This window comes from Citrobacter sp. 21OH12SH02A-Citro, from assembly GCF_027919895.1.
Taxonomy (GTDB): domain Bacteria; phylum Pseudomonadota; class Gammaproteobacteria; order Enterobacterales; family Enterobacteriaceae; genus Citrobacter; species Citrobacter braakii.
In genome coordinates this window covers 2,899,660-2,914,115 of record NZ_CP114801.1, presented here as the reverse complement: position 1 = coordinate 2,914,115, position 14,456 = coordinate 2,899,660, and the positions used below count along the sequence as shown (strand labels likewise).

Annotated in this window: 13 protein-coding genes; 10 read left to right on the top strand and 3 right to left on the bottom strand. The window is 53.3% G+C overall.

Annotated elements, in window-relative coordinates; genetic code table 11:
- Positions 1–13: 13 nt before the first annotated feature.
- The 10 genes from fabD (at position 14) to ptsG (ending at position 9,546) form a co-directional block, all read left to right on the top strand.
- Positions 14–943: an ACP S-malonyltransferase gene (gene fabD, locus O6D90_RS14215; protein ID WP_016156192.1), complete on the top strand. Its 930-nt coding sequence runs from the start codon at positions 14–16 to the stop codon at positions 941–943.
- Between the two features lie 12 nt (positions 944–955).
- The gene (fabG, locus tag O6D90_RS14210; protein ID WP_016152641.1) at positions 956–1,690 is read left to right on the top strand and encodes a 3-oxoacyl-ACP reductase FabG; all 735 of its coding nucleotides are present in this window, start codon (positions 956–958) and stop codon (positions 1,688–1,690) included.
- 155 nt (positions 1,691–1,845) lie between these two features.
- The gene (gene acpP, locus O6D90_RS14205) at positions 1,846–2,082 is read left to right on the top strand and encodes an acyl carrier protein (protein WP_000103754.1); all 237 of its coding nucleotides are present in this window, start codon (positions 1,846–1,848) and stop codon (positions 2,080–2,082) included.
- 85 nt (positions 2,083–2,167) lie between these two features.
- On the top strand, positions 2,168–3,409 hold the full coding sequence (gene fabF, locus O6D90_RS14200; RefSeq protein WP_003036260.1) for a beta-ketoacyl-ACP synthase II: 1,242 nt from the start codon (positions 2,168–2,170) through the stop codon (positions 3,407–3,409).
- Between the two features lie 135 nt (positions 3,410–3,544).
- Positions 3,545–4,354 (top strand): aminodeoxychorismate lyase, encoded by an 810-nt coding sequence (gene pabC / locus O6D90_RS14195; RefSeq protein WP_016156193.1) that lies wholly within the window; start codon positions 3,545–3,547, stop codon positions 4,352–4,354.
- A 2-nt stretch (positions 4,355–4,356) separates the two neighbouring features.
- Positions 4,357–5,379: a cell division protein YceG gene (gene yceG / locus O6D90_RS14190; protein ID WP_016156194.1), complete on the top strand. Its 1,023-nt coding sequence runs from the start codon at positions 4,357–4,359 to the stop codon at positions 5,377–5,379.
- Positions 5,369–6,010 (top strand): dTMP kinase, encoded by a 642-nt coding sequence (gene tmk / locus O6D90_RS14185; RefSeq protein WP_016156195.1) that lies wholly within the window; start codon positions 5,369–5,371, stop codon positions 6,008–6,010. The genes yceG and tmk overlap by 11 nt, the downstream gene beginning before the upstream one ends.
- A complete protein-coding gene (gene holB, locus O6D90_RS14180) occupies positions 6,007–7,011 on the top strand; it encodes a DNA polymerase III subunit delta' (protein WP_016152653.1) in 1,005 nt (334 codons plus the stop codon). The genes tmk and holB overlap by 4 nt, the downstream gene beginning before the upstream one ends.
- A 10-nt stretch (positions 7,012–7,021) precedes the next feature.
- Positions 7,022–7,819 (top strand): metal-dependent hydrolase, encoded by a 798-nt coding sequence (locus tag O6D90_RS14175; RefSeq protein WP_016156196.1) that lies wholly within the window; start codon positions 7,022–7,024, stop codon positions 7,817–7,819.
- Between the two features lie 293 nt (positions 7,820–8,112).
- Positions 8,113–9,546 carry a PTS glucose transporter subunit IIBC gene (ptsG, locus tag O6D90_RS14170; protein ID WP_016152655.1) on the top strand — a complete coding sequence of 478 codons (1,434 nt, stop codon included), beginning with the start codon at positions 8,113–8,115 and terminating at the stop codon, positions 9,544–9,546.
- Between the two features lie 55 nt (positions 9,547–9,601).
- Here the strand turns inward: ptsG and O6D90_RS14165 are convergent, their stop codons facing one another.
- From O6D90_RS14165 to shiA, 3 genes are all read right to left on the bottom strand, one after another.
- A complete protein-coding gene (locus O6D90_RS14165) occupies positions 9,602–11,380 on the bottom strand; it encodes an aminopeptidase P family protein (protein WP_271143121.1) in 1,779 nt (592 codons plus the stop codon).
- A gap of 15 nt (positions 11,381–11,395) precedes the next feature.
- Positions 11,396–12,850: an AMP nucleosidase gene (locus O6D90_RS14160; protein ID WP_016152657.1), complete on the bottom strand. Its 1,455-nt coding sequence runs from the start codon at positions 12,848–12,850 to the stop codon at positions 11,396–11,398.
- Between the two features lie 118 nt (positions 12,851–12,968).
- Positions 12,969–14,285, bottom strand: coding sequence for a shikimate transporter (gene shiA, locus O6D90_RS14155; RefSeq protein WP_016156198.1), 1,317 nt, complete (start codon positions 14,283–14,285; stop codon positions 12,969–12,971).
- Between the last annotated feature and the right edge of the window lie 171 nt (positions 14,286–14,456).

Genomic DNA, 14,456 nt, shown 5'->3' with positions numbered 1-14,456 from the left:
TAAGGATTTAAACATGACGCAATTTGCATTTGTGTTCCCGGGGCAGGGTTCCCAGACCGTTGGGATGTTGTCTGAAATGGCAGCAAACTACCCAATTGTTGAAGAAACTTTTGCTGAAGCATCAGCTGCGCTGGGCTATGATCTGTGGGCGTTGACTCAGCAGGGACCGGCCGAAGAGCTGAATAAAACCTGGCAGACGCAGCCAGCACTGTTGACTGCCTCTGTTGCGCTTTATCGCGTATGGCAGCAGCTGGGTGGTAAAACACCTGCGCTGATGGCTGGTCACAGCCTGGGCGAATACTCTGCGCTGGTGTGTGCGGGTGTTATCGGTTTTGCCGATGCCGTACGTCTGGTTGAACTGCGTGGCAAATTCATGCAGGAAGCGGTACCGGAAGGCACTGGCGGCATGTCTGCTATTATCGGTCTGGACGACGCTGCTATCGCTAAAGCGTGTGAAGAGTCTGCCGAAGGTCAGGTGGTTTCACCGGTAAACTTTAACTCACCGGGTCAGGTGGTTATTGCCGGGCATAAAGAAGCCGTAGAACGTGCCGGCGCAGCCTGTAAAGCGGCTGGCGCTAAGCGTGCTCTGCCACTGCCGGTCAGCGTTCCTTCTCACTGCGCGCTGATGAAGCCAGCTGCTGAGAAACTGGCCGTTGAACTGCAAAAAATTACTTTTAACGCGCCGACTGTTCCGGTTGTGAACAACGTCGACGTGAAGTGCGAAACAGACGCAGACGCTATTCGCGATGCGCTGGTTCGCCAGCTGTACAGCCCGGTTCAATGGACTAAAACCGTTGAATTCATGGCGTCCCAGGGCGTAGAGCACCTGTATGAAGTTGGTCCGGGCAAAGTTCTGACCGGTTTGACGAAACGTATTGTTGACACCCTGACTGCTTCGGCAATGAATGAGCCGGCGGCATTATCTGCGGCGCTAGAGCAATAAAAGAGGAAGACCATGAGTTTTGAAGGAAAAGTCGCGCTGGTTACCGGTGCAAGCCGTGGCATTGGCCGCGCAATTGCTGAAACACTCGTTGCCCGTGGCGCGAAAGTTATCGGTACTGCAACCAGCGAAAGCGGTGCGCAGGCCATTAGCGATTACTTGGGTGCAAATGGTAAAGGTCTGATGTTGAACGTGACCGATCCGGCATCTATCGAATCTGTTCTGGGAAATATTCGCGCAGAATTTGGTGAAGTCGATATCCTGGTCAATAATGCCGGGATTACTCGTGATAACCTGTTAATGCGCATGAAAGATGACGAGTGGAACGATATCATCGAAACCAACCTGTCATCTGTTTTCCGTCTGTCAAAAGCGGTAATGCGAGCTATGATGAAAAAGCGTCATGGGCGTATTATCACTATCGGTTCTGTGGTTGGTACCATGGGAAATGCGGGTCAGGCAAACTACGCTGCGGCGAAAGCGGGTCTGATCGGCTTCAGTAAATCACTGGCGCGCGAAGTTGCGTCTCGTGGCATTACTGTAAACGTTGTTGCTCCGGGCTTTATTGAAACGGACATGACGCGTGCGCTGTCTGATGATCAGCGTGCGGGTATTCTGGCGCAGGTTCCTGCGGGTCGCCTTGGCGGCGCTCAGGAAATCGCCAGTGCGGTTGCATTTTTAGCTTCTGACGAAGCAAGTTACATCACAGGTGAGACTTTGCACGTCAACGGCGGGATGTACATGGTTTAACCACGAGATAAAAAAATTTGCGTTATTAGGGTGAATGCCCTCAAAATAACGTAAAATCGTGGTAAGACCTGCCGGGATTTAGTTGCAAATTTTTCAACATTTTATACACTACGAAAACCATCGCGAAAGCGAGTTTTGATAGGAAATTTAAGAGTATGAGCACTATCGAAGAACGCGTTAAGAAAATTATCGGCGAACAGCTGGGCGTTAAGCAGGAAGAAGTAACCAACAATGCTTCCTTCGTTGAAGACCTGGGCGCAGATTCTCTTGACACCGTTGAGCTGGTAATGGCTCTGGAAGAAGAGTTTGATACTGAGATTCCGGACGAAGAAGCTGAGAAAATCACTACCGTTCAGGCTGCCATTGATTACATCAACGGCCACCAGGCGTAAGTGAACATCTCCAGGCGGTCATTCGACCGCCTGAGTTTTATCTTTTTATCCCACTTGAATTATTTTCCCTCCCTGGAGGACAACCGTGTCTAAGCGTCGTGTAGTTGTGACCGGACTGGGCATGTTGTCTCCTGTCGGCAATACCGTAGAGTCTACCTGGAAAGCTCTCCTTGCCGGTCAGAGTGGCATCAGCCTGATCGACCATTTCGATACTAGCGCCTATGCAACGAAATTTGCTGGCTTAGTAAAGGATTTTAACTGTGAAGACATTATCTCGCGCAAAGAACAGCGCAAGATGGATGCTTTCATTCAATATGGAATTGTCGCTGGCGTTCAGGCCATGCAGGATTCTGGTCTCGAAATTACGGAAGAGAACGCTCACCGTATTGGCGCCGCTATCGGCTCTGGTATTGGCGGTCTCGGATTGATCGAAGAAAACCACACCTCTTTGGTGAATGGCGGTCCACGTAAGATCAGCCCGTTCTTCGTTCCGTCAACGATTGTTAACATGGTGGCAGGTCACCTGACCATCATGTACGGCCTGCAAGGGCCAAGCATCTCCATTGCGACCGCCTGTACTTCAGGTGTGCATAACATTGGTCATGCAGCACGTATCATTGCATACGGCGATGCAGACGCGATGGTTGCGGGTGGTGCAGAAAAAGCCAGTACCCCGCTGGGCGTGGGTGGTTTTGGCGCGGCACGTGCGCTGTCTACACGTAATGATAACCCGCAAGCGGCAAGCCGTCCGTGGGATAAAGAACGTGATGGCTTTGTGCTGGGCGACGGCGCAGGCATGGTGGTACTGGAAGAGTACGAGCATGCGAAAGCGCGCGGTGCAAAAATCTATGCTGAAGTCGTTGGTTTTGGCATGAGCAGCGATGCTTACCACATGACGTCACCACCTGAAAACGGTGCGGGCGCTGCGCTGGCAATGGTCAACGCACTACGCGATGCTGCTATCGAAGCGGGTCAGATTGGCTATGTCAACGCGCATGGCACGTCTACTCCTGCTGGCGATAAAGCCGAAACCCAGGCAGTGAAATCTGTCTTTGGCGATGCGGCAAGCCGTGTGATGGTAAGCTCCACTAAATCCATGACCGGACACCTGTTGGGTGCGGCGGGCGCGGTAGAGTCTATTTTCTCTATCCTGGCGCTGCGCGATCAGGCTATTCCGCCAACCATCAACCTGGATAACCCGGATGAAGGTTGTGACCTGGACTTCGTACCTCACGAAGCGCGTCAGGTTAGTGGTCTGGAGTACGCACTGTGTAACTCCTTCGGCTTTGGCGGGACTAACGGTTCGTTGATCTTTAAAAAGATTTAAGTCTGCCAGGTGGTGCGTTAGCATCGATAGCAATTTAAAAAGGTCCGCTTGTCGGGCCTTTTTTTATTCGGTTTTCCACCCTTGTCCTGTGTTGTTCATCCTGCCAAACTAGCGGACCAGAAATAAGGAGCCACCATGTTCTTAATTAATGGCTGCGAGCAGAATATGCTGGCCGCAAGCGATCGAGCGACCCAATTCGGTGATGGCTGTTTTACCACTGCGCGTATTATTGACGGCGAAATTTGCCTCTTTGCAGCGCATCTTGCGCGTTTACAAGACGCCTGCCAAAAATTGCTGATCTCTTTCGAAGATTGGTCAGAGCTGCAAAGTGAAATGAAAATGCTGGCGCAAGGGCATGCGCGGGGCGTGTTAAAAGTGATTATCAGCCGTGGTAGCGGTGGCCGTGGTTACAGCGGCGCAAACTGTCGCAGTGCCACACGTATTCTCTCTGTTTCAGCCTGGCCCGATCATTACGATCGTTGGCGACTGGAGGGGATAACGCTGGCGTTAAGTCCAGTGCGTCTGGGGCGTAATCCGTTGCTTGCCGGACTTAAGCACCTGAATAGACTGGAACAGGTGTTGATTCGCTCTCATCTTGAGCAGACGGCAGCTGATGAAGCACTGGTTCTTGACAGTGAGGGATGGGTTACGGAATGCTGTGCGGCTAATTTGTTCTGGCGTAAGGGGGATGTGGTTTACACTCCCCGGCTGGATCAGGCCGGAGTGAACGGCATTATGCGACAATTCTGTATCCGGATGCTGGCACAATCGTCGTTCAGCATTGTCGAAGTGTATGCCGGGTTGGAAGAGGTTATGCAGGCCGATGAAATCGTCGTCTGTAATGCGTTAATGCCTGTTATTCCCGTACGCACCTGTGGCGACACGCTGCTGTCTGCACGTATGTTGTTCGATTTTTTAGCCCCACTTTGTGAGCACCCGAATTAGTCATGAAAAAACTGTTACTTGTTGTCCTGTTATTGCTGGTTGTGCTGGGCATAGCTGCGGGAGTGGGAATGTGGAAAGTTCGCCATCTGGCGGACAGTAAGTTATTGATTAAAGAAGAGACGATTTTTACGCTGAAAGCGGGTACGGGCCGTCTGGTTCTCGGTGAACAGTTGTATGCGGACAACGTTATCAATCGTCCGCGTGTATTCCAGTGGCTGCTGCGTGTGGAACCCGAACTGTCGCATTTTAAAGCCGGAACCTACCGTTTTACGCCCGACATGACGGTACGGGACATGTTGCAACTGCTGGAAAGCGGTAAAGAGGCGCAGTTCCCGTTACGTCTGGTTGAAGGGATGCGTCTGAGCGACTACCTCAAACAGCTGCGTGACGCCCCGTACATCAAACATACGCTGAGCGATGATAATTACGAGACCGTTGCACAGGCGCTGAAGCTGGAAAACCCGCAATGGGTGGAAGGCTGGTTCTGGCCAGATACCTGGATGTATACCGCCAATACAACTGACGTGGCGTTACTAAAACGCGCACATCAGAAAATGGTTAAAGCGGTAGACTCGGTCTGGGAAGGGCGCGCTGAAGGCCTGCCTTATCAGGACAAAAATCAGCTGGTAACCATGGCCTCTATTATCGAAAAAGAGACTGCGGTTGCCAGCGAGCGTGACCAGGTGGCTTCCGTCTTTATTAACCGCTTACGGATTGGCATGCGTTTACAGACCGATCCGACGGTGATTTACGGGATGGGGTCACGGTATAATGGCAAGCTGTCGCGTGTGGATTTAGATACCCCGACCGCCTATAACACCTATACCATTACGGGGTTGCCGCCTGGCCCGATTGCCATGCCGGGAGAGGCCTCATTGCAGGCCGCGGCGCATCCGGCAAAAACGCCGTACCTCTATTTCGTGGCTGACGGTAAAGGCGGTCACACGTTTAACACCAATCTTGCCAGCCACAACCGGTCCGTGCAGGATTACCTGAAAGTGCTTAAGGAAAAAAATGGGCAGTAACTATATCGTCATCGAGGGCCTGGAAGGCGCCGGAAAAACCACTGCGCGTAACGTGGTGGTAGAGACACTTGAGCAACTCGGTATTCGTGACATGGTTTTTACCCGCGAACCGGGGGGAACTCAGCTCGCGGAGAAACTAAGAAGTCTGGTGCTGGACATTAAGTCGGTGGGTGACGAGGTCATCACTGACAAAGCTGAAGTTCTGATGTTTTACGCCGCGCGCGTACAGCTGGTCGAAACCGTTATTAAACCTGCGCTGGCAAAAGGCGCATGGGTAATTGGCGACCGTCACGATTTGTCGACCCAGGCGTATCAGGGGGGCGGACGCGGCATCGATCAAAACATGCTGGCAACCCTGCGCGATGCTGTGCTCGGTGATTTTCGCCCGGACCTGACGCTCTATCTGGACGTGACTCCAGAAGTCGGATTGAAGCGTGCCCGTGCGCGCGGCGAGCTGGATCGTATTGAGCAGGAATCTTTCGATTTCTTTAATCGCACCCGCGCGCGCTATCTTGAACTGGCTGCCAAAGATGCCAGCATTCGTACCATCGACGCTACGCAGCCGCTGGAAGCTGTGATGGCTGATATCCGCAATACCATCACCCAGTGGGTGCAGGAGCAGGGCGCATGAAATGGTACCCATGGTTACGGCCAGATTTTGAAAAACTGGTAGCCAGCTACCAGGCGGGTCGTGGTCACCATGCGTTACTGATTCAGGCATTACCCGGAATGGGTGACGACGCGCTGATTTACGCGCTCAGTCGCTATTTAATGTGCCAGCAGCCGGAAGGGCATAAAAGCTGCGGACACTGCCGGGGCTGTCAGCTGATGCAGGCGGGGACGCATCCTGACTACTATTCGCTGCTGCCGGAAAAAGGCAAAAGCACGCTGGGGGTTGATGCGGTACGTGAAGTGAGTGAAAAACTGTACGAGCATTCACGCCTTGGCGGTGCGAAAGTGGTGTGGATCCCTGATGCTGCCCAGTTAACTGATGCTGCTGCCAATGCTCTGCTAAAAACGCTGGAAGAACCGCCAGCACAAACCTGGTTTTTCCTCGCCAGCACAGAGCCTGCGCGATTGCTGGCGACATTGCGCAGCCGCTGCCGGTTACACCATCTTGCGCCGCCGGCTGAGTCGTACGCAATCTCCTGGCTCGCCCGCGAAGTGACCGCATCTCCAGAAGCGCTGTTGAGCGCATTACGCCTGAGCGCGGGTTCGCCTGGTGCGGCACTCTCGTTGTTACAGGCTGAAAGCTGGGCGCATCGCACAGATTTTTGTGCGGCACTGGCAAACACATTAAACGCAGGTGACTGGTATATCCTGCTCGCGGCGTTAAACCACGATCAGGCCGCCGCCCGTTTACACTGGCTGGCAACGTTGTTGACGGATGCCTTGAAGCGTCCGTATGGGGTTTCCCATTTAACCAATCCTGATGCGCTGGACCTGATATCTTCTATCGCAGAACGGTTATCCGTCGCCCGGATACAGGCGATACTCGGTGACGTTTGTCATTGCCGTCAGCAGTTGCTGAACGTAACAGGCGTAAACCGTGAACTGGTGTTAACCGATCTTATCCTGCGTATTGAGCATTACCTGCAACCAGGCACCGTACTGCCTGTTCCCCATCTTTGAGAGAGACATTATGTTTTTAGTCGACTCACACTGCCATCTTGATGGCCTGGATTATCAATCTCTGCATAAGGACGTGGATGACGTGCTGGCGAAAGCAGCCGCACGCGATGTGAAATTCTGTCTTGCCGTCGCGACCACTCTGCCAGGATACCGCAGTATGCGCGAACTGGTCGGTGAACGTGACAATGTGGTGTTCTCCTGCGGCGTGCATCCGTTAAATCAGGATGAAGCCTATGATGTTGAAGACCTGCGCCGTTTTGCCGCCGAAGAGGGTGTTGTGGCGATGGGGGAAACCGGGCTGGACTATTTCTATACGCCGGAAACAAAGGTGCGCCAGCAGGAATCTTTTATCCATCATATTCAGATTGGCCGTGAGTTACAAAAGCCAGTTATCGTACATACCCGCGATGCGCGGGCCGATACGCTGTCTATTCTGCGCGAAGAAAAAGTGACGGATTGTGGTGGCGTACTACACTGTTTTACAGAAGACAGAGAAACGGCGGGCAAATTGCTGGACCTCGGATTTTATATCTCGTTTTCCGGCATCGTCACGTTCCGTAACGCAGATCAGCTCCGTGATGCCGCCCGCTATGTTCCTCTGGATCGGTTGCTGGTTGAGACGGATTCTCCCTACCTTGCGCCTGTACCGCATCGTGGAAAAGAGAACCAGCCCGCCATGACCCGTGACGTTGCGGAGTATATGGCCGTAGTGAAAGGTGTTGCCGTTGAAGAACTGGCGCAGGCAACCACTGATAACTTTGCCCGCCTGTTTCACATCGACGCTTCTCGCCTGCAATCCGTTCGTTAACTGACTTTTTTTAAAGCTCGTAATTAATAAGCAAAGCGAGTAAAGTTCACCGCCTCAAAATGGGCGGTGAATAACCGGTTTGACACATTCAGAAACGCATTTTATCGGAATGTGCGGATTTTACGGCCATCCACGACTGAATTGTGATAGCCGTCAAACAAAAACAAACTGAATTATTTTACTCTGTGTAATAAATAAAGGGTACTTAGATGCCCTGTACACGGCGAGGTTCTCCCCCCTCGCTAATGCGTGAGAACGTAGAAAAGCACAAATACTCAGGAGCACTCTCAATTATGTTTAAGAATGCATTTGCTAACCTGCAAAAGGTCGGTAAATCGCTGATGCTGCCGGTATCCGTACTCCCGATTGCAGGTATCCTGCTGGGTGTCGGTTCCGCTAACTTCAGCTGGCTGCCAGCCGTTGTATCGCACGTAATGGCAGAAGCAGGCGGTTCTGTTTTTGCAAACATGCCGCTGATTTTTGCCATCGGTGTCGCGTTAGGCTTCACCAATAACGACGGCGTATCTGCACTGGCATCCGTTGTTGCCTACGGCATTATGGTTAAGACCATGGCTGTTGTTGCGCCGCTGGTTCTGCATTTACCTGCTGAAGAGATCGCAGCTAAACACCTTGCTGATACGGGTGTTCTCGGGGGGATTATCTCCGGTGCGATTGCAGCGTATATGTTCAACCGTTTCTACCGTATCAAATTGCCTGAGTATCTTGGCTTCTTTGCGGGTAAGCGCTTCGTTCCTATCATTTCTGGTCTGGCCGCTATCTTCACCGGTGTGGTTCTGTCCTTCATTTGGCCGCCGATCGGGACTGCTATTCAGACGTTTTCCCAGTGGGCTGCATACCAGAACCCGGTCGTAGCGTTCGGTATCTATGGCTTCATTGAACGCTGCCTGGTGCCGTTTGGTCTGCACCATATCTGGAACGTTCCATTCCAGATGCAGATCGGTGAATACACCAATGCTGCGGGCCAGGTATTCCACGGCGATATCCCTCGCTATATGGCGGGTGACCCGACTGCGGGCAAACTGTCTGGTGGCTTCCTGTTCAAAATGTACGGTCTGCCGGCTGCCGCTATCGCTATCTGGCACTCTGCTAAACCAGAAAACCGCGCGAAAGTGGGCGGTATCATGATCTCCGCGGCGCTGACCTCGTTCCTGACCGGTATTACCGAACCGATCGAGTTCTCGTTCATGTTCGTGGCACCGATCCTGTACATCATCCACGCAATTCTGGCTGGTCTGGCATTCCCGATCTGTATCCTGCTGGGTATGCGTGACGGTACGTCGTTCTCCCACGGTCTGATCGACTTTATCGTTCTGTCCGGTAACAGCAGCAAACTGTGGCTGTTCCCGATTGTTGGTATCGGTTATGCGATTGTTTACTACACCATCTTCCGTGTGCTGATCAAAGCGCTGGACCTGAAAACTCCGGGTCGTGAAGATGCTACCGAAGATACCAAAGCGGGTGCGTCCGGCGAAATGGCTCCGGCCCTGGTTGCGGCATTCGGCGGTAAAGAAAACATCACTAACCTCGATGCGTGCATCACTCGTCTGCGTGTCAGCGTCGCTGACGTTGCCAAAGTGGATCAGGCTGGCCTGAAGAAACTGGGTGCGGCGGGCGTTGTAGTGGCGGGTTCCGGTGTTCAGGCTATCTTCGGTACTAAGTCCGATAACCTGAAAACTGAAATGGATGAGTACATCCGTCACAGCTAAGCAGTAAAAAGTTGGGGAGAATTAAGGCAGCCTGCGGGCTGCCTTTTTTAATGCATTAATTGGCCTGAACGCGAATCGGCGCAGTGGCGGCGAACAACCACGGACGAGCCTCTGCGTTCACGCGTGGGGATAACGTCTCTCTGACCTGCTGGTGGTAATCATCAATCCACTGCTTTTCAGCCTCACTTAGCAGATGCAGTTCAACCAGACTTAAATCAATTGGCACCAGCGTCAGCGTTGAGAAGCGACAGAAGCCAGGACGACTGTTGATAATCTCCACCTGATTCTCAATACGGATCCCATATTCTCCGGCCAGATAATAACCCGGCTCGATGGTAATGATATTGCCCGCAACCAGGGGCCAGGGGTTTACTTTTTTGGCAATGCGATGGGGCTGCTCATGGATCAGGAGCTGATGGCCTACGCCGTGTCCCGTACCGTGATCAAAATCCAGACCCAGATCCCACAGCGCCCGACGGCTAAAGGCATCCAGCTGATGACCCTGAGTGCCGCTGGGAAATTGCAGCGAGATAAGCGACAAAAAGCCTTTCAACACAGCGGTGTAATGCAGACGACGCTGCGGATCCTGTGGACCAAACGCGAGGGTGCGCGTTGTATCCGTCGTACCATTATGGTACTGGCCGCCGGAATCATTCAGATACATGGCCTGAGAGGTAATGGGCGTATTGGTTTTTTCGCTGGAATGGTAATGGCACATTGCGGCATTGCTGGCTGAGGCCGAAATCGTGTTGAAGCTTTGCTCGATAAATCCCGGCTGCTGCTGGCGAAATTCCAGTTGCCTGGCCTGAGCTTCCAGCTCAGTGACCGGATTGCCTGCCGCTTCGCGCAAGGGAACTTCATGCGTAAGCCATGCCAGAAAGTTAACCCAGGCCGCGCCATCTTGTTCATGGCATTCCCGATAGCCCGCCAGTTCAACGTCATTCTTGTGCGCTTTCATCAAGGTGATGGGATCGGGTGCCCATAAGACTTCGCCACCGTGTTCTACAATGGCAAAACGCAGCGCGACCGGGGCGTAGTCTTTATCGACCAAAAAGCGTTTCCCTTTGGCTAACTGCTGGCAGCGGGCAAGAAAACTCTCTTGTGGGGCCAGCGTGAGCGTATTCAGCAGTGCAGCAGGGAGCTGCTGGGTTTTGTTGCTATCAACAAACCATTCCAGCTCGCCGCTGCGATGGAGCAGGGCGAACGAAAACGGCACTGGCACCATTGGCAGATCGGAACCGCGCACATTCAGCAGCCAGGCAATGTTATCCGGCAGCGTGATCGCCAGAACGTCGGCCTGTTGTTGCGTGAGCAGATCCACGACGCGGGCACGTTTTTGTGTGCTGCTTTCCCCGCTGATTTCAATGGGCATTTCACGAATGATGCCGCAGGGGGCTGCCGGGCGGTCAAGCCATACCTGGTCGAAAGGATCTTGCTCAAGAGGCGCCAGCTCGCAATGGGTCGCCGACAGTGCTTCAAACTGGCTGTTGACCATCAGCAACGGTTCAAAACCGATACGCGCGCCCGCAGCAACGTGAGACTGCAAATAGTCGGCCAGCGGTTCGTCATGTAAATGGTGAATTTCAAAATCATCCAGCGAGACTTCATTGCGCACCTGGACCTGATAGCGTCCATCGACAAACATTAATGCGCGGTCGCGCAGGACCAACGCGAGACCAGCGGAGCCGCTAAAACCGGTCAGCCAGGCCAGCTTATTGTCATGCGGTGTACAATCTTCGCTTTGGTAAGCGTCGGCGCGCGGAACAATCATGCCATCCAGCCCTTGCGCTAACAGCAGGTTGCGCAGAGCGGAAAGAGGAGTTGAGTTGTGCATAGTTACCTTCAGGCCTTAACGGAACGGCGGTTCGTTGAACGTACGTAATTTACGGGAGTGCAGTCGATCGCCTTCAGCACGCAGACGATCGATTGCCCGGATACCTATTTGCAGGTGCTCGGAAATGGCACCTTCATAAAAACGGTTGGCCTGACCAGGCAGTTTGATCTCGCCGTGCAGCGGTTTATCGGAAACGCACAGCAGCGTGCCGTAAGGGACACGGAAGCGGTAACCCTGGGCGGCGATGGTGGCGCTTTCCATATCAATGGCCACCGCGCGACTGAGGTTAAAACGCAGCGCAGAAGCGGAATAGCGTAACTCCCAGTTGCGATCGTCGGTGGTGACGACGGTACCGGTACGCAGGCGCTGTTTAACTTCTTCGCCGGGCATGCCGCTGACTTCTTTGGTGGCGTCATACAGTGCACGTTGTACTTCCGCAATGCTCGGAATCGGAATATCCGGCGGCAGGACGGCATCCAGCACGTGGTCGTCACGCAGATAAGCGTGGGCCAGAACATAGTCGCCAATCGCCTGGCTTTCACGCAGGCCGCCACAGTGTCCAATCATCAGCCAGACGTCAGGGCGCAGTACGGCCAGATGATCACAAATGGTTTTAGCGTTAGACGGGCCAACGCCGATATTGACCAGCGTGATCCCCTGACCGTCGGCGGTGATTAGATGCCAGGCGGGCATCTGATGTTTCTTCCAGGCGAGATCGGAGATGGCCTCTTCTGGAGCTTCCGTTTCAGCGGTGATCCAGATCCCGCCCGCGCATGACAGCGCGATATAGGGGCTGTTCGGATCGAGGATCTGGCTGCAGCCCCAGCGCACGAACTCATCGACATAGCGGGTGTAGTTGGTGAACAGCACAAATGGCTGGAAATGTTCAACCGGCGTTCCCGTGTAGTGACGCAGTCGTGCGAGCGAAAAATCTACTCGTCGGGCGTCGAAGTGCGACAGCGGGGAGAATTCCGCCGGATGATAGGTACCATCGGCTGTTTCATCTCCAATTTGTGACAACTCGGTAGTGGGGAAATGGCGCGTTAATCCGGCGCTCATTGAGCGGTCGAGCGTCAGCTCAGAACCGTCAATCACATAGGGATAAGGGATTTCATGCTGCGACGGTTCGACGGAGATATGCGCATCATAATCCTGATACAGCAGCGTGAGTTGTTCTTCAAGATAGGGACGAAAAAGCGACGGACGGGTGATCGTAGTGGTATAGCTACCCGCATGGGTAAAACGGCCATAAGCGCGGGTTTTCGGGGGATTGGTGGCGCTGCCATCCCAGGTGACACAAAGCGATGGGTAAACAAAAAGACCATTATGGCGGGCGATTATGTCAGGGAGCGTCCCTGTTTCAATGTACTTACCAATGGCGCTACGCAGTGCTTTAACCGACTGCTCGTACAGCGCGTCCAGTTTATCCAGTGCCTGAGTTGGGGTCAGGCTAGAGCCCTTATTGTTCATGTCTGTCTCCTTGTTCCACAGATGTACTGCTCTCCCGATAGTATGTCACAGGAATATGAAACAAAAGTCAGACGTTGAGGAAGATTGTGCGAAGGCCGAATGACCTTCGCATCAGGGCTTAACTGTGCTGCTTATCCCGCATCAGCAATGCAGTGGCGGCGGAAATAAGACACCCGGCCATCAGATAAATGGCCACGCTGTGCCAGTCTCCTCCAGAGAATGTCACCAGTGCCGCAGCAATGAAGGGGGTAAAACCACCGCCAACCACACTTGCCACCTGATAGCCAACGCCTGCGCCGCTGTAGCGATAACTTGCGCCAAACAAACCGGTAAACATAGGCTGCTGTACACAGACCACCATATCGTGCGCAATATTGGCCAACATAATCGCGAAGAACACGATCCAGAAAATAGACTGTGCTTCCAGCGCCATAAAGAACGGGAAGGCGCTCAGCGTACCGACCAGTGCACCGGTAATGTACACGCGCCGTCGACCAAAGCGGTCGGCAAGCCAGGCAAAGCAGGGGATGGTCAGACAGCTCAGTCCTCCCACTAACAAACCGATATTCAGAAACAGCTCGCGGGGTAGGCCCAGGTTCTGCGTAGAGTAATTAAGGGCAAACGCGGTGACGATATACATCGTCAGCAGTTCACATAAGCGCAAGCCGATAATTTTTAAGAATGCGCCCGGATGGCGGATTAACGCCTCGACCACCGGTAACCGCTTTTTCTCTGGTTGCGCTGCCTGTTGCTGCTGTTCGAATTCGGCTGATTCATCCATTCTGTTACGCATCCACAACGCGCCCAAAACCAGTACGATGCTGAACAGGAACGGAATACGCCAGCCCCAGCTCAGGAACTGCTCATCGGTGGTTTGCGAGCTAATCAGTGAGACCAGACCGGTAGAAAGCAGCAGTCCGACGCCGTAACCGACCTGAACGCCACTGCTGTAGAAGGCTTTTTTATTTTTCGGCGCGCTTTCGACCGAGAGCAACGCCGCGCCGCCCCATTCACCACCAACGGCGAATCCCTGAATGGCGCGTAGCGTCACCAGCAGCACAGGGGCCCACCAGCCAATAGTGTCAAAAGAAGGAATAATCCCTATCAGCGCAGTGGCAATCCCCATCATCCAGACGGTGAGCATCAGCATGCGTTTACGGCCAAGGCGATCGCCAAAGTGGCCGAAGATAACCCCGCCTAACGGACGGAACAAAAATCCGACGCCAAAGGTGGCAAATGCGGCAAGTGTTCCCATTGCCGGGCTAACCTGCGGGAAGAACTCGCGATTAAAGACCAGTGCGGCGGTGATGCCATAAAGCAGAAAATCATACCAGTCGACCACGGCGCCAGCGAAGCTACCAAGCGCAGCGCGTCGGGCACGATGAAGCGAAGAGACGTCCTCTTGGGGACCCGCGGAGGTGAGAGTGGAATCCATAGTTATCCTGTCTGTACTGTCTTTTAGTTATTAGTATTTGAATTGGGCTACACACATTGCAGTCGATATATTAACGACCGTTATGAGATTACCGCGACAGACGGGAAGAGAAAACGATTATCTCCCTCACCAGAGGGCTACATGAAAAATAAGATGAATGAAAAACAGAAA

Coding starts and splice junctions, on each gene's coding strand:
- acpP (WP_000103754.1), top strand. CDS start 1,846: ATGAGCACTATCGAAGAACGCGTTAAGAAAATTATCGGCGAACAGCTG.
- pabC (WP_016156193.1), top strand. CDS start 3,545: ATGTTCTTAATTAATGGCTGCGAGCAGAATATGCTGGCCGCAAGCGAT.
- holB (WP_016152653.1), top strand. CDS start 6,007: ATGAAATGGTACCCATGGTTACGGCCAGATTTTGAAAAACTGGTAGCC.
- yceG (WP_016156194.1), top strand. CDS start 4,357: ATGAAAAAACTGTTACTTGTTGTCCTGTTATTGCTGGTTGTGCTGGGC.
- fabG (WP_016152641.1), top strand. CDS start 956: ATGAGTTTTGAAGGAAAAGTCGCGCTGGTTACCGGTGCAAGCCGTGGC.
- O6D90_RS14175 (WP_016156196.1), top strand. CDS start 7,022: ATGTTTTTAGTCGACTCACACTGCCATCTTGATGGCCTGGATTATCAA.
- tmk (WP_016156195.1), top strand. CDS start 5,369: ATGGGCAGTAACTATATCGTCATCGAGGGCCTGGAAGGCGCCGGAAAA.
- fabD (WP_016156192.1), top strand. CDS start 14: ATGACGCAATTTGCATTTGTGTTCCCGGGGCAGGGTTCCCAGACCGTT.
- O6D90_RS14165 (WP_271143121.1), bottom strand. CDS start 11,380: ATGCACAACTCAACTCCTCTTTCCGCTCTGCGCAACCTGCTGTTAGCG.
- shiA (WP_016156198.1), bottom strand. CDS start 14,285: ATGGATTCCACTCTCACCTCCGCGGGTCCCCAAGAGGACGTCTCTTCG.
- ptsG (WP_016152655.1), top strand. CDS start 8,113: ATGTTTAAGAATGCATTTGCTAACCTGCAAAAGGTCGGTAAATCGCTG.
- O6D90_RS14160 (WP_016152657.1), bottom strand. CDS start 12,850: ATGAACAATAAGGGCTCTAGCCTGACCCCAACTCAGGCACTGGATAAA.